We start from the raw sequence: 20,171 nt of genomic DNA, 5'->3' as shown, positions 1-20,171 counted from the left end.
GAGCCATGATGCGCGTACTGTTCGTCTGTCTCGGCAATATCTGCCGTTCTCCCACCGCCGAAGGCGTGCTGCGCGCACGGCTTGCCGACGCCGGCCTGGATGCGCAGGTCGAGGTCGACTCCTGCGGGATCGGCCACTGGCATGTCGGCAAGGGGCCGGATCGCCGTGCGCTCGAGGCGGCAGGCCAGCGTGGCATCGATATCGGCGCGCTGCGGGCGCGGGTTCTCGATGCCGCGGACTTCCGGCGTTTCGATTACATCCTGGCGATGGACCATGACAACCTCGAGGCCATCGAGGCGCAGCGTCCTGTCGACTGTCCCGCGCACGTCGGGCTGTTTCTGGCCTTCGCCGGGCGCCCCGACGAGGCGGTGCCGGATCCCTATTTCGGCGGTGGCGAGGGCTTCGCCAGAGTCTTCGAACTGATCGAGGCCGCCAGCGAGGGTCTGGTCGCCGAACTGCAGGAAAAGCTGCGCGACGAGCCGGCGGTGCGATGATCCGTCATGACGCCGAACTCGGCGCCGCCAATACCCTGGGGCTGGCGTGCCGCGCCGAGCGCTTCGCCGCGCTCGAAAGCCTCGCCGAGGCGCGCCAGGTGCTCGCCGAGGCGCGTCGCCACGGTTGGCCGGTCAGCGTGCTGGGCGGCGGCAGCAACCTGATCCTGCGGCCCTGGCTGCCCGGGCTGGTGGTGCAGGCCGACTTCGCCGACTGGTGGCTGGAGCCGCTCGACGCCGATACGGTGCGGGTGCACGTCGAAGCCGGGATGAACTGGCACAGCCTGGTCGAGGCCCTGGCGGCGCGCGAGCTGTGGGGCACCGAGAACCTGGCGTTGATCCCGGGGCGTGTCGGTGCCGCGCCGATCCAGAATATCGGCGCCTATGGCGTCGAGCTCGCCGATCTGCTGGAAAGTGTGCACCTGCTGTATCTGGACGATGGGCGCGAGACGGTATTGAGCCGCGAGGAGTGCGCCTTCGCCTATCGCGACAGCGTCTTCAAGCATGCACTGCACGGCCGGGTGCTGATTACCCGCCTGGTGCTGCGCCTGTCCACCCGGCCGGCGCCACGGCTCGGCTACGGCGACCTGGCGGCACGGCTGGGCCCGACGCCCAGCGCCAGCGAGGTGGTCGCCGCGGTCAGCCGGGTGCGCCGGGAGAAGCTGCCCGACCCCGCAGTGCTCGGCAATGCCGGCAGTTTCTTCAAGAATCCGGTGGTCGCGGCCGAGCGTGCTCGGCGGTTGCTGGCCGAATATCCGGGGATGCCGCACTTTCCGCTCGCCGACGGGAGCGTCAAGCTGGCCGCGGGCTGGTTGATCGACCAGTGCGGGCTCAAGGGGCTGAGAGAGGGGCGGGTCGGCGTCCATGATCGCCAGGCGCTGGTGCTGGTCCACCACGGCGGCGCCAGTGCCGAGGAGTTGCTGGCGCTGGCGCGCCGCGTCGCCGACACGGTCGCCGAGCGCTTCGGGGTGACGCTGGAGCGCGAACCGCGCCTGCTGGGCAGGGCGTTGCCGTAACAGCGATCGCGCCGCCAACGAAAAAACGCCTCGCCGGCGAACCGGCGAGGCGTTTTTGCGTATCTGGTGGCTACGCCCTGATTCGAACAGGGGACCCCATCATTATGAGTGATGTGCTCTAACCAGCTGAGCTACGTAGCCCTTCAACGGGGGCGAATATTACCCGTAACACCTTGAGGTGTCAATGTTATCCGCGAAAGCAAAGCCTGCGTTCAAACGTTGAAGCGGAAATGCACCACGTCGCCGTCCTTGACCACGTACTCCTTGCCCTCGAGGCGCCATTTGCCGGCATCCTTGGCGCCGGCTTCGCCGCCCAGCGCGACGAAGTCGTCGTAGCCGACCACCTCGGCGCGAATGAAGCCCTTCTGGAAGTCGGTATGGATCACGCCGGCGGCCTCCGGTGCGGTGGCGCCGACCTTGACCGTCCAGGCGCGCACTTCCTTGACCCCGGCGGTGAAATAGGTCTGCAGGCCGAGCAGGTTGTAGCCGGCGCGGATCACCCGGTCGAGGCCGGGTTCGCTCATGCCCATCTCGTCGAGGAACATGCTGCGCTCCTCGTCGTCGAGCTCGGCGATCTCGGCCTCGAGCTGGTTGCACACCGGCACCACCACGGCGCCTTCCTCGGCGGCGATCTCGCGGACCACCTCGAGGTAGGGGTTGGCCTCGAAGCCATCCTCGTTGACGTTGGCGATGTACATGGTCGGCTTGAGGGTCAGAAAGCCGAAGCTCTTGACCTGGCGCTTGTCCTCGTCGGAGAGGCCGAAGCTTCTCAGCGGCTGGCCCTCGGCGAGATGCGGCTGGATGCGGTCGAGCACCGCCTTGGTGGCGATGGCGTCCTTGTCGCCGCCCTTGACCACCCGAGCCAGGCGCTGACTGGCGCGCTCGACGGTGTCCAGGTCGGCCAGCGCGAGTTCCATGTTGATGATCTCGATATCGGCGCGTGGGTCGACCTGGTTGGCGACGTGGATGACGTTGTCATTGTCGAAGCAGCGCACCACGTGGGCGATCGCCTCGGTCTCGCGAATGTTGGCGAGGAACTGGTTGCCGAGGCCTTCGCCCTTGGAGGCGCCGGCGACCAGCCCGGCGATATCGACGAACTCCATGGTGGTCGGAATGACCTTCTCGGGTTTGACGATCTCGGCCAGTTTATCGAGGCGGGGGTCGGGCATCGGCACGATGCCGGTGTTCGGCTCGATGGTGCAGAACGGGAAGTTCTCGGCGTCGATACCCGACTTGGTCAGTGCATTGAAGAGCGTGGATTTGCCGACGTTGGGCAGGCCGACGATGCCGCAATTGAAACCCATGGAGTCTTCCTGGAAAGGGAGTTCGAGGAGTGTGATCGGTCGGTATTCTACTCGGTATGAGCGGTAAGCCATAAGCTTTAAGCCGTAAGAAAACTCGCTCGGACGGTTGGGATGGCTTACGGCCTATAGCTTCAAGCTGACAACTACCTTTTCCGCCTTAGGCGGAAAAGCTGTGCAGGCGATTCATGGCCTTTGCCCAGTTGCCGTCGAGGGCGTCGGGCAGGGTATGAAGGCACTCGTCGAGCGCGGCGTCGATGGCCTGGCGCTCGGCCTTGCCGGGCCGACCCAGTACATAGTTGGTGACCTGCTTGGCGTCGCCGGGATGGCCGATGCCGATGCGCAGGCGATGGAAGGCGTTGCTGTTGCCCAGCGCGCTGATGGTGTCGCGCAGCCCGTTGTGACCGCCGTGACCGCCGCCGGTCTTGTAGCGAGCGGTGCCGGGATCGATATCCAGCTCGTCATGGACGACGAGAAGCTCGTCGGGGGTGAGCTTGAAGAACTGGCAAAGCGCGGCGACGGCCGCGCCGCTGCGATTCATGAAGGTGGTCGGATTGAGCAGATGCAGATCGCGACCGGCGAAGTGGACCTTGGCGTATTCGCCGAGGAACTTCTTCTCCACGCGCAGCGGCGTGTGGCTGTCGCGCGCCAGGGCCTCGACCAGCCAGGCCCCCGCATTGTGCCGAGTTTCGGCGTAGTTCGTGCCCGGGTTGCCCAGGCCGATGATCGCTTTGACGTGGCTCATGCGGGTGCCTTGCCGGTTGCCTTCGCGGGCAGGTGCCGATTACTCGGACTTGCCTTCCTCGTCCTTGCCCGCTTCCTCGGCGGCGCGCTGCTCGACCTCGGTGGCGGCTTCTTCTTCGTCGCCCTCCTCGGTGGTGCCGCGGGTCGGGCGAGTGATGCTGACCACCCCGGCGTCGTGCTCTTCACCGTGGGACAGCTCGACCAGCGTCACGCCGGCCGGCAGCTGGAGATCCGACAGGTGCAGGGTGTCGCCGAGTTCCAGCTTGCTGACGTCGACTTCCAGGTATTCCGGCAGGTCCTTGGGCAGGCAGCTGATGGTCACGTCGGTGGCCAGCACATGCAGCACGCCGTCCTGCTCCTTGATGCCCAGGCAGTTTTCCTCGCCGATGACGTGCAGCGGCACGTGCATGGTCATGGCATGCGAGGCGTCGACACGCAGGAAGTCGGCGTGGGTGATCAGCGCCTTGAAGGGGTGGCGCTGCAGGTCACGCACGACGACCTGCTCCTTGGTGCCATCGACATCGATGTTGATGATCGAGGAAAAGAATGCCTCTTCCTCGATCGCCTTGTAGAAGGCCGGCTTGTCGATGGTGATCGGCTGCGGTGCCTTTTCGCCGCCATAGATGATGGCAGCGACCTGCTGGTTCTCACGACGCAGGCGGCGGCTCGCACCTTTCCCCAGGTCGTGACGAACGTTGGCGGTGAGTTGATAGTCGGACATTGATGTAACCTCGCGGGTTTAAAATAAGGAAATCGCCACCGCCCGCGACCAGACGATGGCGTTTCCGGTAGCGCCTCGCGGCGCACGTATCCGAGGCAGGTGCCTCAACGCGACGTTCAGTGGAACATCGCGCTTACGGATTCTTCGTTGCTGACCCGGCGGATCGCCTCGGCGATCAGTCCGGCGACCGACAGCTGGCGGATCTTGCCGCTGCGGCGTGCGGTTTCGGACAGCGGAATGGTATCGGCCACGACGAGTTCGTCAAGCACCGATCCGCTGATGTTGTCGACGGCCGGACCGGACAGGATCGGGTGCGTGGCATAGGCGACGACGCGGCGCGCGCCGTGATCCTTGAGCGCCTCGGCGGCCTTGCACAGGGTGCCGGCGGTGTCGACCATGTCGTCGACCACCACGCAGGTGCGATCCTCGATCTCGCCGATGATATGCATCACCTGGGCGTGGTTGGCCTGCGGGCGACGCTTGTCGATGATCGCCAGGTCGGCGTTGAGCTGCTTGGCGATGGCGCGCGCGCGCACCACGCCACCGACATCCGGCGAGACGACGACCAGGTCGTCGTAGTTCTGGCGTTCGATGTCGTCGAGCAGGATCGGCGACCCGTAGACGTTGTCGACGGGCACGTCGAAGAAGCCCTGAATCTGATCGGCGTGCAGATCCATGGTCATTACCCGGTCGACACCGGCCTTGACCAGCACATCGGCGACCACCTTGGCCGAGATCGGCACACGCGCCGAGCGTACACGACGGTCCTGGCGGGCATAGCCGAAGTAGGGCACCACGGCGGTGATCCGCGCGGCGGATGCGCGCCGCAGGGCATCCACCATGAAGATCAGTTCCATCAGATTGTCGTTGGTCGGGGCGCAGGTGGACTGCAGTATGAAGACGTCCTTGCCGCGAACGTTCTCGTTGATCTCGACCGCGATTTCGCCATCGCTGAACTGGCCGACCGTGGCATGCCCCAGCCGGTTGTCGAGCGCCTCGGCAACCTTGCGGGCGAGTTCGGGATTGGCATTCCCGGCGAAAACCATCAATTTAGACACGCGCAGCCACCTTTGGAGTCTTCGGGGATCTCTGGAGCGGGTTGTGCAGTCGCGCGCAGGGAAAATGGCTGGGGTACCAGGATTCGAACCTGGGAATGGCGGCACCAGAAGCCGCTGCCTTACCACTTGGCTATACCCCAGTAACCGTGCCCTTCGCTAGCCGCGGCGCGGTGCGTCGCCGGCTTCGACCGCCTTGATCACGGACCTTTCGATCATGAAGCCTTGACCGAAAATCCGCTCAATGCAGGCCCAGCGCCTGATGGAGGGGAGATATGTTGCGCCCGCGTGCCTTGAAGGCATGCCAGCCGTCGCCAACACGGGCAAGTATGCTATCTGCCTCGTCACTGTGCGTCAATCGGCAGAAGACACAGGCGCCGGTTCCGGTCAAAAGGCTCGGCGCGAAGCCGGACAGCCAGTCGAGCGCCTCGCCCACGGCCGGATAGAGCCGGCGCACGGTCGACTGGCAATCGTTGCGCCAGGCGTGCGGCCCCTCCTGCAGTGCGCGCGCCATACTAATCGGGGGGGTCTCGCGTGTCAATTGCGACGCGCCGAATACCGCGGGGGTGGCGACCTCGATGCCGGGGTGGATGACCACGAACCAGGGCGTGTCGAGCTCGACCGGCGTCAGGCGCTCGCCGATGCCTTCGGCCCAGGCGGCGCGACCGCGGATGAACACCGGCACGTCGGCGCCCAGGCGCAGACCCAGGCTGGCGAGCGCATCGAGCGACACGGGCAGTTCCCAGAGGCGCGCCAGGCCGAGCAGCGCGGTCGCGGCGTCGGAGCTGCCCCCGCCCAGTCCACCGCCCATCGGCAGGCGCTTGGTGAGGGCGATGTCGGCGCCGAGGCGACAGCCGCTGCTCTCCTGCAGCAGGCCTGCCGCCCGCACGATCAGGTTGGCGTCATGCTCGACGCCCGGCAGTCCCGGTGTCAGCGTGATCCGGCCATCCTCGCGCCGCCGCAGGTCGAGGGTGTCGCCGTGATCGAGGAACTGGAACAGTGTCTGCAGCTCGTGATAGCCGTCGGCGCGGCGTCCGGTGACGTGCAGCATCCGGTTGAGCTTGGCCGGCGCCGGCAGGCTCAGCTCACTCATTGCCGCCTTCCGGAGTGTCCGGATGCCATTCGTTGACGACCAGCGTGGCCCGCCAGTCGGCGAAGCTCATCACCATCCGACGCGGCAGCCACAAGCCGTCGGCCCGGGTCCAGTCGCGATAATCGATCACCCAGCCGGCCTGGCGCAGGCGCTGGGGAAAATTCAGCGCGTCGCGGGTCAGCTGATACTCGACGATCGGCGAGGGCAGTCCGCGCACCCAGTTGTCGAGCGCCGAGATCGGTAGCGACCAGCCCAGCTGCTGTTCCATCAGTTGCTCGGGAGTGTCGGCTTCGAAGCGACCTTCGCCGGTGGTCAGCACAACGCCGTCAGGGCCGCCTTCGAGCACGCTGCGCCCGGCGCCGAACGGGCCGCTGATCAGCATGCGGTAATGCCCGCTGCGTTGCGTCCAGTCGAGATTGGCGCTCTGCGCGTCGTTCGGTGTGCGCAGGCCCAGCTTGCCGGCCAGACGCCAGCTATCCAGTGCCTCGAGACGCGGCTTCTGGTCGGCCCAGTCACCCTTTTCGCGGGGCGAGTCGGGAGAGGGCGCCTGACTGGCGCAGCCGGCCAGCAGCGCCAGGCCTAGCGTGATCGCGGCAAGCCGTCGCATGGCGTTACTCCATGTTGGTAGTCGTGGGGGCGAGTTCGGGGATGCGTTCGAGCAGCGCGTCGATCAGCGGGCGCTCGGGGTAGCGCTCGAGCGCGTCGGCGATCAGCGCCCGCGCTTCATCGCGGCGTTCGAGTTGCCACAGCACTTCGGCCAGGTGAGCGGCGATTTCCTGGTCCGGCTGCTGACGATAGGCCTCGCGCAGGTAGGGCAGGGCCCGCTGGTCGTCGCCCAGCTTGTGGTAGACCCAGCCCAGGCTGTCGATGATCGCCGGAGACTCGGGCTCCAGCCGATGGGCGCGTTCGATCAGCTCGCGCGCCTCGTCGAGACGCGCTGTCTCGTCGGCCAGCGTGTAGCCCAGCGCATTGAGTGCCGTGGCATTGTGCGGCTCGAGTTCGATGACGTGGCGGAGGTCGCGCTCCATGCCCGCCAGGTTGCCTTGTCGATAGCGGAACATGCTGCGGGTGAAGCGCAACTGGGTGTCGTCGGGGTGTCGGGCCACGGCCCGGTCGAGCAGTTGTCGGGCCTCGTCGATCCGGCCCCGCGCCTGGAGCAGGTCGGTCTCCAGGCCGATCAGCTCGGCGTAGGCCTCGGGATGGCGCAGGCGCTCGATGCGCAGGAAGGTCTGCGCGTCGGCCAGCCGGTCGTTGTCGGCGAGCATGGATGCGGCGCGCTGACGGGCCTCGATGAACCCCTCGCCGGTGGGCACCTGGCGGTAATAGAGCAGTGCATTGTCGATCTCGCCGGCCTGCTCGGCGATGCTGCCGAGCATGATGAAGGCCGGCGGTGGCGTCGGCTGGCTGTCGATCAGTGGCAGCAGCAGGCGCCGGGCCGGTGCCGGGTGCGCTTCCTCGAGATACAGCTGAGCCAGCGCCAGGCGCAGCTCGACCGAGTCGGAATGGCGTGCCAGCAGGGCGTCGATGCGCGTCTCGGCCTTTTCCACCTGGCCGAGGCGCAGCTGCGCGCGGGCCAGCAGCAGAATGAAGCGGCTGTCGTCCTCGGCGCTCTCGAGGCCGCGCAGCGCGGCGTCGCGGGCATCGGCATCGCGGCCCTCCTGCAGGGCGATGCGCGCCCGGGTGAGCCACACTCCGGGCAGTGCCGGATGGCTTTCGGCGAGCCGGGCGAGGCGTGCATCGGCACGCGTGGTCTCGCCGCTGGCGGCCTCCAGCAGGGCGGTGGCGAGTACCGCGTCGGCACGTGCGTCGTGCGTTTGCACATGGCGGCGCAGGCGCTCGACCAGCGGCGCAAGATCGACCCCGCGCTCGATGGCGGCTTCGGCGAAACCGGTCAGGTCGCCCTGGTCGCCCCGCTCGGCCAGCGCCAGGCGCTGTTCCAGGCTGGCCAGCCAGTCGCCGCGCTCCAGCGCCAGGTTGGCCAGCAGGCGGGCGGGCGCTTCGGTCTGCGGCGCCAGGTGCCGCCAGAGTTCGGCGGCCCGGGCTTGCAACTGCGGGTCGTCGGTGTAGCGTGCGGCCAGGGTGGCGCGCTCCGCCAGTGCCGGCGAGTCGTAGCGCTGCGCGGTTTCCAGGTAGCCGTCGGCGGCGCGTGCGAAATCACCGCGCTGGCCGGCGATCTCGGCGGTCAGCAGCGTGGCCAGGCTCCGGGCGTCCAGGCCTTTCTGCACCGGCGGAGCCGAGGCCAGCGGGTCGGTCGGTCGCGGCGGTCGGTCGGCCAGCCCCTGGCAGCCGGCCACCAGGGCCGATGCCAGAACAGTCACAAGCAAGCGTGCGCGCATGCTTTCCTCATTCCAGAGCCGGTAGTCATCCCGTGACATCCCTGCAGCGGGGCGGGGGCGTGTCGTCAGCATACCGATTCGCCGACGCCGGGCAAAGCAAAGGCGCGCATGCCCACGCGGATGGCGGTGTGGTAGACTAAGCCGCCCGAATCGTCAGGGTGCGCTCTGACTACGGGCGCGCCTGACCGCACGCCAACCGCGATGCGGCGAGTATTTTGACTATTGCGCAGGACCAACGGCTCATTGCAATGACGCTTCTCGCCCTGGGAATCAACCACAAGACCGCCGATGTTGCGGTGCGAGAGCAGGTCGCCTTTACCCCCAGTCAGCTGGAAGCGGCACTGGTCGAGCTCAAGAGGCTGCCGACGGTGAGCGAAGCCGCGGTACTGTCGACCTGCAATCGTACCGAACTCTACTGCGTCACCGAGGCGCAGGGCGAGCAGGCGGTCATCGACTGGCTGGGCCGCTTCCACAACCTGCCTGTCGAGGAACTCACCCGTTGCGCCTACCACTATCTCGACGAGTCGGCGGCCCGCCACCTGATGCGCGTGGCGTCGGGGCTGGATTCGATGGTGCTCGGCGAGCCGCAGATCCTCGGCCAGCTCAAGGATGCCTATCAGCAGGCGCGTCAGCATCAGGGGCTGGGCGGTGAGCTGGAACGGCTGTTTCAGCACACCTTCGCGGTCGCCAAGCAGGTGCGCACCGAGACCGGTATCGGCGAGAATCCGGTCTCGGTGGCCTACGCCGCGGTCAGCCTGGCGACGCGTATCTTCGATGATCTGTCGCGCTCTCGGGCCCTGCTGGTCGGTGCCGGCGAAACCATCGAGCTGGTCGCCCGTCACCTGCGCGAAGCCGGCATCAAGGGCTTGATCGTCGCCAACCGCACCCGCGAGCGTGCCGAGCAACTGACCGGCGAGTTCGGCGGCGAGGCGATCACCCTCGGCGAGATACCCCAGGCGCTGGAGCGCGCCGACATCGTCATCACCTCGACCGCGGCGCCCTTGCCGATTCTCGGCAAGGGCATGGTCGAACGGGCCCTGAAGGTACGTCGCCACCGGCCGATCTTCATGGTCGACATCGCCGTGCCGCGGGACATCGAACCCCAGGTGGGCGAACTCGACGACGTCTTCCTGTACACCGTCGACAATCTCCACGAGGTGATCGAGGAGAACCGTCGCCATCGTCAGGTCGCCGCCGACCAGGCCGAAGATCTGATCAGCCAGGGGGTCAGCCACTGGCAGCACGAGCGCCGGGTGCGTGGCGCCGGCGAGCTGATCAAGCGCTATCGCGAACAGGGCGAGGCGCTGCGCCAGGGCGCCGAGGCCCAGGCGCTGGCGCAGCTGGCACGCGGCGAGGATCCCGAGAAGGTGCTGCGCCGGCTCAGCCAGCAGCTCACCAACAAGCTGATGCATGGCCCGACGCTGCGCCTGCGCGAGGCGTCGGGCGCCGAGCGACACGATGTCATCCAGGCGGCCGAGAGCCTGTTGCTCGACCCGGCCTCGCCTGCCCAGGATCCGGAATAGGACACTGCATGAAAGCGTCTCTGCGCCAACGTCTGGAAAGTCTTCACGAACGCTTCGATGAGCTTGCCGCGCTGCTCGCCGAGCCGGATGTCATCGCCGATCAGGCGCGCTTTCGCGACTATTCGCGCGAGTACGCCGAACTCGAATCGCTCATCGAGGCGTGGCGGGACTTCCGCGCCACCGAGGGCGACGTCGAAGCCGCCGAGCAGCTCACCGGCGACGCCGATGCCGAGATGCGCGAACTCGCCAGCGAGGAGCTCTACGCCGGCCGCGAGCGGCTCGCCGAACTCGAGGAGCGCCTCAAGGTGCTGCTGGTGCCCAGGGATCCCGACGATGCGCGCAACGTATTCCTCGAAGTGCGCGCCGGTACCGGCGGCGACGAGGCGGCGCTGTTCGCCGGTGACCTGTTTCGCATGTACTCGCGCTATGCCGAGAAGCGCGGCTGGAACATCGAGGTGGTCAACGTCAGCCACGGCGAGCAGGGTGGCTACAAGGAGATCATCGCCCGGATAAAGGGCGACGGGGTCTATGCGCGGCTCAAGTTCGAATCCGGCGCGCACCGCGTCCAGCGTGTCCCCGCCACCGAATCCCAGGGGCGCATCCACACCTCGGCGTGCACGGTGGCGGTGATGCCCGAGGCCGACGCGGTGGGCGACATCGACATCAACCCCAGCGATCTGCGTGTCGATACCTTTCGCTCCAGCGGCGCCGGCGGCCAGCACGTCAACACCACCGACTCGGCGATCCGCATCACCCACCTGCCGAGCGGCGTGGTGGTCGAATGCCAGGAGGAGCGCAGTCAGCACAAGAATCGCGCCAAGGCGATGTCGCTGCTGGCGGCCCGGCTCAAGCAGAACGCCGTCGACAGCCAGCGCCAGCAGCAGGCCGATACGCGCAAGTCGCTGGTCGGCTCCGGCGATCGCAGCGAACGCATCCGCACCTACAACTTCCCCCAGGGGCGAATCACCGACCATCGCGTCAACCTCACTCTCTACAAGCTCGGTGAAGTGATGGGCGGCGAGCTCGACGAAGTCATCTCGCCGCTGATCAACGAATACCAGGCCGAGCGGTTGGCGGCATTGCAGGACGGCTGATGCGCGTCGATGACTTGCTCAGGGTTGCTGCCACACGGCTCGCCGATGCCGGTTCGCCGACCGCGCGGCTCGACGCCGAGGTACTGCTGGGGCATGTGCTGGGCCGTGAGCGCAGCTGGCTCTATACCTGGAACGATCATCGCGTCGAGGGTTTTCCGCGGGCCCGATTTGCCGCCCTGGTCGCTGCGCGAGCCGGCGGCGAGCCGGTGGCCTACCTGACCGGCGAGCGCGAGTTCTGGGGGCTGGCCCTTGCCACCGGGGCCTCGACGCTGATTCCGCGCCCGGACACCGAGTGCCTGGTCGAGACGGCGCTGGCACTGATGCCGGCGACGGCCCGGCGGGTCCTCGACCTGGGCACCGGCAGCGGGGCGATCGCCCTGGCGCTGGCCAGCGAGCGGCCCGCCTGGCGGGTCACCGGCGTCGACCGGATCATCGAGGCCGTGGCGCTGGCGGGTGGCAATGCCCGGCGACTGGGGATCGACAATGCCGATTTTCGGGTCAGCGACTGGTTTTCCGCGCTGGCCGGCCAGCGTTTCGAGCTGATCGTCACCAATCCGCCCTATCTGGCCGACGACGATCCGCACCTGGCGCATGGCGACGTGCGCTTCGAGCCGCGCTCGGCGCTGGTGGCCGGTGATGGCGGCCTGGCCGATCTGCGTTACCTGATCGAGGTCGCGCATGACTATCTGGCGGCCGGTGGCTGGCTGCTGCTCGAGCATGGCATGACCCAGGGCGAAGCGGTTCGCGAGGCACTCTGCCGGACGGGCTATGTCGAGGTCGCGACGCAGGCCGACCTGGCCGGTCTGCCGCGCGTTTCGCTGGGCCGGCACGATGGCTGAGTGCAGCGTGGAATGCGCTCGCTGGTTATCCTTCGGGCTGATGTGATAAGACTATCGGACTAGTCATGCTGCCTTGGTGAATCTTGCTGTTTCCTTGCAGCATCTTGCGACAAGACCATCAATTGCTGCGGTAGGCCGCGATCAATGCAGGCGATCATCCTGCTATCGGGCAGGAGGAACCTTCCTACCATGAAAACGAAGACACGCTCCCTGGACCGCATCGACCTCAAGATCCTGCGCAGCCTGCAGGAAAATGCGCGCATCTCCTATGTCGACCTGGCCGCCCAGGTGGGGTTGTCGACCACGCCCTGCCTGGAGCGCGTCAAGCGCCTGGAAAGGGCGGGTATCATTCGTGGCTATCGGGCGATTCTCGATCCGCGGGCGCTCAAGGCGAATCTGCTGGTGTTCGTCGAGATCTGCCTGGAAACCCAGTCGCCGGCGGTGTTCGACGAGTTCCGTCGTGCCGTCGCCAAGTTGCCTCAGATCCAGGAGTGCCATCTGGTTTCGGGGCAGTTCGACTACATTCTCAAGTGCCGGATCCCCGAGATGTCCGCCTATCGCCAGCTGCTCGGCGACGTGGTGCTGACGTTGCCCGGGGTCAAGGAGTCCAAGAGCTATGTGGTCATGGAAGAGGTCAAGGAGGAGTTCTCCCTGCATGTGCCCGAGCTCGACGAGCTCGACGCCAAGTAGGCCTTTCCAGCATCCATGCAATGGCGAATCCCGGGAGCGACGATGAACGATGAGGCACTGTTGCGCTACAGCCGCCATATCATGCTCGATGCGGTGGATATCGAGGGCCAGCAGCGCCTGCTCGACGGCCATGCGCTGGTGGTCGGCGCCGGCGGGCTGGGCTCGCCGGTGACCCTCTATCTGGCGGCGGCCGGCGTGGGCCGGCTGAGCATCGCCGATGCCGACGTGGTCGAGATCAGCAACCTGCAGCGTCAGATCGCCCATCGACAAGACGATCTGGGGCGCAACAAGGCCGAGTCGGCGGCCGCGGCGGCAAGCGCCCTCAACAGCGACTGCAGCGTTGCGGCGCTGGCCAGCCATCTCGACGGCGAGGCGCTCGCCGCGGCGGTGGCTGCGGCCGATGTGGTGCTCGACTGCACCGACCGTTTCGCCAGCCGCTACGCCATCAATCGCGCCTGCGTCGAGGCCGGACGTCCGCTGGTCTCGGGAGCGGCGATCCGCTTTTCGGGGCAGTTGGCGGTTTTCGATCCGCGCGACCGACAGTGTCCCTGCTACGCCTGTCTCTATCCGCCCTCGCCGGCCGGCGAGGAGGACGACGAGTTGCGTTGTGCCGAGAGCGGGGTGATCGGCCCGCTGGTCGGGCTGGTCGGCTGCTTCCAGGCGCTCGAGGCGGTCAAGCTGCTGAGCGGCGCGGGCAGGTCCCATCGCGGGCTTTCGGTCTTCGATGGCCTGGACGGCGAGTGGCGCCGCTTCAACGTGCCGCGCGACCCTGACTGCCCGGTCTGTGGCCCGTGAGCGACCGGGGAGCGAGGTAAGTCGATGGCGGGACCGCTCGGCCAGGTCAGCGATTTCGAGATTCGCCTGCTGCGGATCTTCAAGGCGGTGGCCGAGAGCGGCGGCTTCACCGCCGCCGAGGTGTCGCTGGGTATCGGTCGCTCGGCGATCAGCGTGCACATGGCCGATCTCGAGAAACGCCTGGGACTGCGGCTTTGCCAGCGCGGCCGCGGTGGTTTCGCGCTCACCGAGGAGGGGCGCGAGGTCTATCAGGCGGCGTTGACCCTGCTCGCCTCGCTGGAAACCTTTCGCACCGAGGTCAATGGCCTGCACCAGACGCTGCGCGGCGAATTCAGTATCGGTATCACCGACAACCTGGTCACCCTGCCGCGCATGCGCATCACCCACGCGCTGGCCGATCTCAAGGCCCGCGGGCCGGACGTGCGTCTCAACATCCACATGACGCCACCCGACGAGATCGCCCGGGCGGTACTCGACGGTCGGTTGCATCTGGGGGTGGTGCCCGACGTCAATCGCCTCGCCAGCCTCGAGGTGCGTCCGCTCTACAGCGAATGCTCGCTGTTGTATTGCGCCGACGCGCATCCGCTGTTCGAGGCCGACGAGGGGCAACTGAGCGCTGCCTGCCTGGCCCGCCAGGCGGCGGTCGTGCCGGGCTATCCGCTGCCCGGCGAGGCGCGCGAGCGCATCGAGCGCCTGGATGGCCAGGCGATGGCTTCGGACCGCGAGGGCGCCGCGTTTCTGATTCTCACCGGGCGCTTCATCGGCTATCTACCCGATCATCTGGCACGGCCCTGGGTCGAGGCGGGTCGGCTACGTGCGCTGGTGCCGGAACGCGAACGGTTCGTTACCGATTTCGTCACCGTGACTCGCCGTGGACGACGCCCGCATCGCGTGCTGGAGGCCTTTCTGGAGGCCCTGGCGGAGCAGGACATGACGTCGGAGGATAGGGGCGAAGCACGCTAGGTGTTATTGAATACTTGACAATAAATGCGGTATTGGTGTCAGACTGAGTAGGCAGGATCACGATTGCCGAGTTGCGATGGTGAAAGAATTCAACAACAACTTAGGTTCTCCCGACGAGAATCAACGCTTTCGGAAATCTCCATGAACGTAGCTGCCGCTCTACGCCATCCGGCGTCCTATTACGCCGCCAGTACCCGGGTGACCCTTGCCCCGACGCGGCCGCTGGATGGCGAACAACGCGTCGATGTCTGTGTGGTGGGCGGTGGCATCACCGGCTGCTCGGCGGCGCTGCACCTCGCCGAGCGCGGCTATAGCGTGGCGCTGCTCGAGGCCGGCGAGATCGGCCATGGTGCCTCGGGACGCAGCGGCGGCCAGATCCTGCCCGGACTGGGCACCGACATCGCCGTGGTCGAGAAGGCCCTGGGTCACGAGCGCGCCAGGGCGATCTGGGAGATGAGCCGCGAATCGGTGCGCCTGACCGCCGCGCTGGTCGAGCGTCACGCGATTCCCTGCGACCTGAGCTGGGGTTACCTGCACGCCGCCGTCAAGCCGCGTCATGTCCGCGAACTGCGCGAGTTCCAGGCCGCCATGGCCGAGCGCTACGGCTATGAATCGTTGCACCTGCTCGAGGGCGAGGCGTTGCGCGAGCGGGTCGTCACCGACGCCTACCCGGCGGCGCTTTTCGACGCCGAGGGCGGCCATCTGCATCCGCTCAACTACACGCTGGGGCTGGCGCGCGCCGCCCAGCGCGCCGGGGTGTGCATCCACGAACACAGCGCCGCCGTGGCCATAGAGCGGGGCGAGCCGGCGCGGGTGAAAACCGCCCAGGGCCGCGTGATTGCCGATTACGTGGTGGTCGCCGCCAATGCCTACCTGGGTGGGCTGGTACCCGAACTCGGCGGACGCATCATGCGCGCGGCCAACTACATCGTCGCCACCGAACCGTTGAGCGAGGCGCAGGCCGCCCAGGTACTGCCCCGCAACGACGCACTCTCAGACGCCAATTTCGTCCTCGACTACTATCGCCTGTCGGCGGATCGGCGCCTTGTCTATGGCGGCGAGGTCAGTTACGACGGCCGCGAGCCGCGCCACCTGCAGGCGCGCATGGATGCCAAGATCGCGCACCTTTTTCCGCCTCTGAAAGGCGTTCGCATCGATTACCGCTGGGGCGGCGACGTGGCGATCACCCTCAACCGCGCCCCGGATTTCGGCCGCCTGGACGGCAACCTGTTCTATGCCCAGGGCTATTCCGGCCACGGCATGTCGCTGGCCGGGCTGGCCGGGCAATTGCTCAGCGAGGCCATTGCCGGCCAGGCCGAGCGTTTCGACCTTTTCTCCGCCATGCCGCACCGGCCTTTCCCGGGCGGGCGCTGGCTGCGTACGCCGCTGCTGGTGCTGGCGACCAGTTTCTACAAGCTGCGTGATCGCCTGTGACGCGCGATTACCCGCTGGGGATACAGAACAACCCGACAATGATCAGGGAGAGTGGCGATGAGTGATCCCATGGCCGGCGAGGCCGGTTCCCGAGCGGTGACGGCCGAGTCGCGACCCCGCGAGGCTTCGTCCATCGAGCTGGAAGGAGTGCACAAGCGATTCGGTCGCGACACCGTCGCCCTCGACGGGGTCGACCTGACGATCCAGGCCGGCGAATTCTTCACTCTGCTGGGACCCTCGGGCTGCGGCAAGACCACGCTGTTGCGCATCCTCGCCGGGCTCGAGGAGCCCAACGCCGGGCGCCTCAAGATCGGCGGCAGGGACGTGACCGATACGCCGCCGCACCGGCGCAGCGTCAATACCGTCTTCCAGTCGTATGCACTGTTTCCGCACCTGTCGGTGCGCGACAACCTGGCCTTCGGCCTGCGCATGCGCGGCGAGCGGGCCGCCGAACGCGATCGCAAGGTCGCCGAAGTCGCCGAGTTCATCCAGCTCGGCTCGCTGGTCGAGCGCCATGTCGATCAGCTCTCTGGTGGCCAGCGCCAGCGCATCGCGCTGGCCCGGGCGCTGATCTGCGAGCCCGACGTGCTGCTGCTCGACGAGCCGCTGTCGGCGCTCGATGCCGGCCTGCGCGGCCAGTTGCAGGTGGAGTTGCAGCGTTTGCAGAAGCGTCTGGGCATGACCTTCGTGTTCGTCACCCATGACCAGGACGAGGCGATGGTGATGTCGGACCGCATCGCCGTGCTCGACAGCGGCATCATCCAGCAGGTGGGCACCCCCGGCGAGGTCTACGAGCATCCCGCCAACGCCTTCGTCGCGCGCTTCATGGGCCACGACAACCTGTTCGCGATCAGCCGCAGCGAGGCCGACTGGGTCGAAACCGAACTCGGCCGCCTGCAACTCGACCCCGCCGAGCAGCGCGACGCCCAGGACGGCTGGCTGTTGATCCGCCCCGAAACGCTGGAACTGGGCCCCGAGGTCCCCGAGGGTTACAACCGTCTCGAGGGTTTCGTCCGCGAGCGCCTGTATCGCGGCAGCCGCATCGAATACCGGCTCGAGGTCAACGGCCAGCCGCTGATGGCGGTGGCCAGCAACCTGGGCCAGCGCATGCACGGCGTCGGCGACAGCGTCACCATCAGCGTGTGTCCCGAGGATCTGGTACGCGTGGCATCCTGAGGAGAGCGGCATGGCCAATACACCGTTAGTTACCCGCCGCCATGCGGTGGTCAGCGAGACTCGCCACCTGCTGTTCAGCGTGATGCCCGGGGCAGTGTGGATCTTCGTCTTTCTGGTGCTGCCCAGCCTCTACCTGATGGCGGTGGCCTTCATGTCCAACGGCCCCTATGGACTCCCCGAGCTGCCGCTGTCGCTGGATGCCTTCAAGCAGTTGGCCGGCTTCGGTTTTCTCGGCTGGAGTCCGGGCAATTTCTACACCTTGCTGCGTTCGTTGTGGCAGACCCTGGTGTCGACGGCGCTGGTGATCGTGGTCGCCTATCCGATCGCTTACTACATCACCACCTGCCGCGCGAAACTGCGTCCATTGATGCTGCTGGCGGTGGTGGTGCCGTCCTGGACCAACCAGGTGATTCGCGCCTTCGGCTGGATGAACCTGCTGGCCCCGGGCACGCCGCTGTCCGACGCCGCCCAGGCGCTGGGGCTCATCGGCCAGCACATGGGGCTCTATCCCTCGAACTTCGCGGTGACCCTGGGGCTGGTCTACAACTTCCTGCCGTTCATGGTGCTGCCGCTGTACGCTGCCTTCGAGAAGCTCGATACCGCCCAGGTGCAGGCCGCCCAGGATCTCTACGCCTCGCCGATGCGCGCCTTCTGGCACGCGGTGTTTCCGCAGACGCTTCCGGGGTTGCTGGCCGGCACGGTACTGGTGGCGATTCCCGCCTTCGGCATGTACGTGATTCCCGAGTTGCTCGGCGGCGGCAAGGGCATGATGCTCGGCAACCTGGTCGCCAACCAGTTCGCCGGCGGCTCCAACTGGCCGCTGGGCGCGGCGGGGGCACTGCTGATGCTGCTGGCGACGTTCGTCGGGCTGTTCGCCATGCGCCGGATCGGCAAGCGGCTGGGCGGCGGCGAGGAGGTGGTGATATGAGAAAGCGCACCCTCAACCGCGGCCTGGCCGGCTTCTGGTGGCTGACCCTGGCGTTCCTCTACCTGCCGCTGGCGATCGTCGTGCTGTTCTCGTTCAACTCGACCAACAGCGCCGCCAACTTCACGAGCTTCTCGCTGCGCTGGTACCACCGGCTGCTGGGCAACGAGCAGATCATCTCGGCGTTCTACAACAGCCTGATACTGGCCATCGTGTCGTCGCTGGTCGCATTGGTGATCGGTTGCCTGATCGGCTACGGCATGTACCGCCATCGGCATCGCAGGCTGGGCTGGCTGATCGTGCTGATCTACCTGCCGATCGTGTTGCCGGACATCGTCTTCGGTATCTCGGAGATGGCCTTCTTCGTCCAGTTCAACCGCCTGACCGGGCTGCTCGAGCCGGGCCTGGGGACGATGATCATCGCCCACGTGACCTTCCAGATCCCGTTCGTCGCGCTGATCGTCTACTCGCGGTTCGTGGGGCTCGATCCGAGCCTGTTCGAGGCCGCCAAGGACCTGTATGCCTCGCCGTTCCAGCGGGCGCTGCACTTCCTGCTGCCGACCCTCAAGCCGGCGCTGATCTCGGCCTTCTTCCTGTCGTTCACGCTGTCGATCGACGACTTCGTGATCAGCTTCTTTACCGCCGGACCCGAGAGCGCGACGCTGCCGATCTATATCTGGGGCGCGATCAAGAAGGGCGTTTCGCCGGAAATCAACGCCATAGCGACACTGATGATCGGTGCGGTGGCGCTGGCGGCGATCCTGAGTCTGCTGTTCAATCGTCAGGGGCGCCGCTAGGTGCGACTGGCCAACCTGGGAACCTAGGAGAACGACACCATGAAAACAATCACTACACGCGTCGTCGCCGGATTGGGCGGGCTGATGCTGGCCGGCGCGGCACAGGCCGAAGAGGGCAAGCTGTACCTTTTCAACTGGACAGCGTACATGGACCCGGCGATCATCCAGGCGTTCGAGGACAAGTACGACGTCGAGGTCGTGCAGAACTACTTCAACTCGCTGCCCGAGATGTTCGCCAAGCTCAATACCGGCGGTGTCTCCCAGTACGACATCATCGTGCCGTCCAACTACTATGTACCGCGGCTAATCGAGACCGGCCTGGTGCAGAAGCTGGACAAGTCGAAGCTTGCCAACTTCGACAACATCATGGATCAGTTCAAGAACACCGATTACGACCCGAACAGCGATTACACCGCCGCCTACCAATACGGCGTCACCGGCATCGTCTACAACACCGAGACCTTCCCCGATGCGCCCAAGAGCTGGTCGCTGCTGTTCGATCCCGAGGTCAATCCCGGCCGGCCGTTCGGCCTGATGGGCGACGGCCAGGTGAGCATGGGAGCGGCCTGCGCCTACCTGGATCACGGCTACGCCTGCACCGATCCCGAGGCCTGGAAGGCGTCCGCCAAGCTGCTGCTCGACACCAAGCAGCGCGACAACTTCAGCGGCTTCGTCGACGGCACGCCGGCCCTGCAGCAACTGGCGCGCGGCGTCACCCACGTCTCGCTGTCTTACAACGGCGACTATCTCTACTACAAGGAAGAGAACCCCGATTCCTTCGCCAATATCGAGTTCATGATTCCTGACGAAGGCACGGAGATCTGGGTCGACTCGATGATGATCCCCTCCGAGGCGCCCAATCCGGAGCTGGCCCACAAGTTCATCGATTTCATTCTCGATCCCGAGATCGGTGCCCAGCTGTCCAACTACAACTACTATTCGAGCCCCAACGAGGCGGCCAGGCCGTATCTCGACGAGGTGCTGACCCAGCCGCCGGTGACGCCCACCGAGGCGGACCTCGAACGGCTCTCCTTCACCCCCAGCCTGGAAGGCGACAAGCTGCAGATGTTCAACCAACTGTGGACCGAGGTGCAGTCGCGCTGATCGCTCGCGGCGGGGCGACCCTCGTCGCACGAACACGTGAACGCCCGATGCCGGTCCGGCCGCCGAAGCCGGCC

At 66.6% G+C, this 20,171-nt stretch carries 20 protein-coding genes and 2 tRNA genes; 13 read left to right on the top strand and 9 right to left on the bottom strand.

The window, feature by feature from the left end; all coding sequences use genetic code 11:
* The first annotated feature begins 8 nt into the window (after positions 1-8).
* The gene (locus HR9077_RS11050) at positions 9-494 is read left to right on the top strand and encodes a low molecular weight protein-tyrosine-phosphatase (RefSeq protein ID WP_136067296.1); all 486 of its coding nucleotides are present in this window, start codon (positions 9-11) and stop codon (positions 492-494) included.
* Positions 491-1,507, top strand: coding sequence for a UDP-N-acetylmuramate dehydrogenase (murB, locus tag HR9077_RS11045; protein ID WP_136067052.1), 1,017 nt, complete (start codon positions 491-493; stop codon positions 1,505-1,507). Before HR9077_RS11050 ends, murB begins: the two co-directional genes overlap by 4 nt.
* Positions 1,508-1,571: 64 nt before the next feature.
* Here murB and HR9077_RS11040 read toward each other — a convergent pair.
* From HR9077_RS11040 to HR9077_RS11000, 9 genes are all read right to left on the bottom strand, one after another.
* Positions 1,572-1,648: transfer RNA gene (locus HR9077_RS11040), tRNA-Met, on the bottom strand.
* A 71-nt stretch (positions 1,649-1,719) separates the two neighbouring features.
* Positions 1,720-2,811 (bottom strand): redox-regulated ATPase YchF, encoded by a 1,092-nt coding sequence (gene ychF / locus HR9077_RS11035; protein ID WP_136067051.1) that lies wholly within the window; start codon positions 2,809-2,811, stop codon positions 1,720-1,722.
* Positions 2,812-2,968: 157 nt separating this feature from the next.
* Positions 2,969-3,553, bottom strand: coding sequence for an aminoacyl-tRNA hydrolase (gene pth, locus HR9077_RS11030; protein ID WP_136067050.1), 585 nt, complete (start codon positions 3,551-3,553; stop codon positions 2,969-2,971).
* 39 nt (positions 3,554-3,592) lie between these two features.
* A complete protein-coding gene (locus HR9077_RS11025) occupies positions 3,593-4,273 on the bottom strand; it encodes a 50S ribosomal protein L25/general stress protein Ctc (protein ID WP_136067049.1) in 681 nt (226 codons plus the stop codon).
* 116 nt (positions 4,274-4,389) lie between these two features.
* Positions 4,390-5,331: a ribose-phosphate pyrophosphokinase gene (locus HR9077_RS11020; protein WP_210725912.1), complete on the bottom strand. Its 942-nt coding sequence runs from the start codon at positions 5,329-5,331 to the stop codon at positions 4,390-4,392.
* Positions 5,332-5,396: 65 nt separating this feature from the next.
* Positions 5,397-5,471, bottom strand: a tRNA-Gln gene (locus HR9077_RS11015).
* Positions 5,472-5,569: 98 nt separating this feature from the next.
* Positions 5,570-6,421, bottom strand: a complete 852-nt coding sequence (gene ispE / locus HR9077_RS11010; RefSeq protein ID WP_136067048.1) for a 4-(cytidine 5'-diphospho)-2-C-methyl-D-erythritol kinase — start codon at positions 6,419-6,421, stop codon at positions 5,570-5,572.
* Positions 6,414-7,028 (bottom strand): lipoprotein insertase outer membrane protein LolB, encoded by a 615-nt coding sequence (gene lolB, locus HR9077_RS11005; protein WP_136067047.1) that lies wholly within the window; start codon positions 7,026-7,028, stop codon positions 6,414-6,416. Before lolB ends, ispE begins: the two co-directional genes overlap by 8 nt.
* A gap of 4 nt (positions 7,029-7,032) precedes the next feature.
* Positions 7,033-8,757, bottom strand: a complete 1,725-nt coding sequence (locus tag HR9077_RS11000) for a tetratricopeptide repeat protein (RefSeq protein WP_136067046.1) — start codon at positions 8,755-8,757, stop codon at positions 7,033-7,035.
* Positions 8,758-9,005: 248 nt separating this feature from the next.
* Between HR9077_RS11000 and hemA the strand changes: the two genes are divergently transcribed.
* The 11 genes from hemA (at position 9,006) to HR9077_RS10945 (ending at position 20,097) form a co-directional block, all read left to right on the top strand.
* Entirely contained in the window at positions 9,006-10,280 is a 1,275-nt protein-coding gene (gene hemA / locus HR9077_RS10995) for a glutamyl-tRNA reductase (RefSeq protein ID WP_136067045.1), read from the top strand.
* 8 nt (positions 10,281-10,288) lie between these two features.
* Positions 10,289-11,374, top strand: coding sequence for a peptide chain release factor 1 (prfA, locus tag HR9077_RS10990; RefSeq protein ID WP_136067044.1), 1,086 nt, complete (start codon positions 10,289-10,291; stop codon positions 11,372-11,374).
* Positions 11,374-12,213: a peptide chain release factor N(5)-glutamine methyltransferase gene (gene prmC / locus HR9077_RS10985; RefSeq protein WP_136067043.1), complete on the top strand. Its 840-nt coding sequence runs from the start codon at positions 11,374-11,376 to the stop codon at positions 12,211-12,213. The genes prfA and prmC overlap by 1 nt, the downstream gene beginning before the upstream one ends.
* Before the next feature lie 189 nt (positions 12,214-12,402).
* A complete protein-coding gene (locus tag HR9077_RS10980) occupies positions 12,403-12,903 on the top strand; it encodes an Lrp/AsnC ligand binding domain-containing protein (protein WP_136067042.1) in 501 nt (166 codons plus the stop codon).
* Positions 12,904-12,945: 42 nt separating this feature from the next.
* The gene (locus tag HR9077_RS10975; RefSeq protein WP_136067041.1) at positions 12,946-13,698 is read left to right on the top strand and encodes a HesA/MoeB/ThiF family protein; all 753 of its coding nucleotides are present in this window, start codon (positions 12,946-12,948) and stop codon (positions 13,696-13,698) included.
* A 24-nt stretch (positions 13,699-13,722) separates the two neighbouring features.
* Positions 13,723-14,661 carry a LysR family transcriptional regulator gene (locus HR9077_RS10970; protein WP_136067040.1) on the top strand — a complete coding sequence of 313 codons (939 nt, stop codon included), beginning with the start codon at positions 13,723-13,725 and terminating at the stop codon, positions 14,659-14,661.
* Between the two features lie 141 nt (positions 14,662-14,802).
* Positions 14,803-16,095, top strand: coding sequence for an NAD(P)/FAD-dependent oxidoreductase (locus HR9077_RS10965; protein ID WP_136067039.1), 1,293 nt, complete (start codon positions 14,803-14,805; stop codon positions 16,093-16,095).
* 57 nt (positions 16,096-16,152) lie between these two features.
* On the top strand, positions 16,153-17,271 hold the full coding sequence (locus HR9077_RS10960; RefSeq protein ID WP_136067038.1) for an ABC transporter ATP-binding protein: 1,119 nt from the start codon (positions 16,153-16,155) through the stop codon (positions 17,269-17,271).
* Positions 17,272-17,281: 10 nt separating this feature from the next.
* Positions 17,282-18,199: an ABC transporter permease gene (locus tag HR9077_RS10955; RefSeq protein WP_136067037.1), complete on the top strand. Its 918-nt coding sequence runs from the start codon at positions 17,282-17,284 to the stop codon at positions 18,197-18,199.
* A complete protein-coding gene (locus HR9077_RS10950; protein ID WP_136067036.1) occupies positions 18,196-18,993 on the top strand; it encodes an ABC transporter permease in 798 nt (265 codons plus the stop codon). Before HR9077_RS10955 ends, HR9077_RS10950 begins: the two co-directional genes overlap by 4 nt.
* A gap of 39 nt (positions 18,994-19,032) precedes the next feature.
* Positions 19,033-20,097 (top strand): ABC transporter substrate-binding protein, encoded by a 1,065-nt coding sequence (locus HR9077_RS10945; protein ID WP_136067035.1) that lies wholly within the window; start codon positions 19,033-19,035, stop codon positions 20,095-20,097.
* Positions 20,098-20,171: the final 74 nt, after the last annotated feature.

It is taken from the genome of Modicisalibacter radicis (genome assembly GCF_900961225.1).
Taxonomy (GTDB): domain Bacteria; phylum Pseudomonadota; class Gammaproteobacteria; order Pseudomonadales; family Halomonadaceae; genus Modicisalibacter.
Note: the sequence above shows the minus strand (reverse complement) of the source record. Positions and strands in the feature narration are given on the sequence as shown.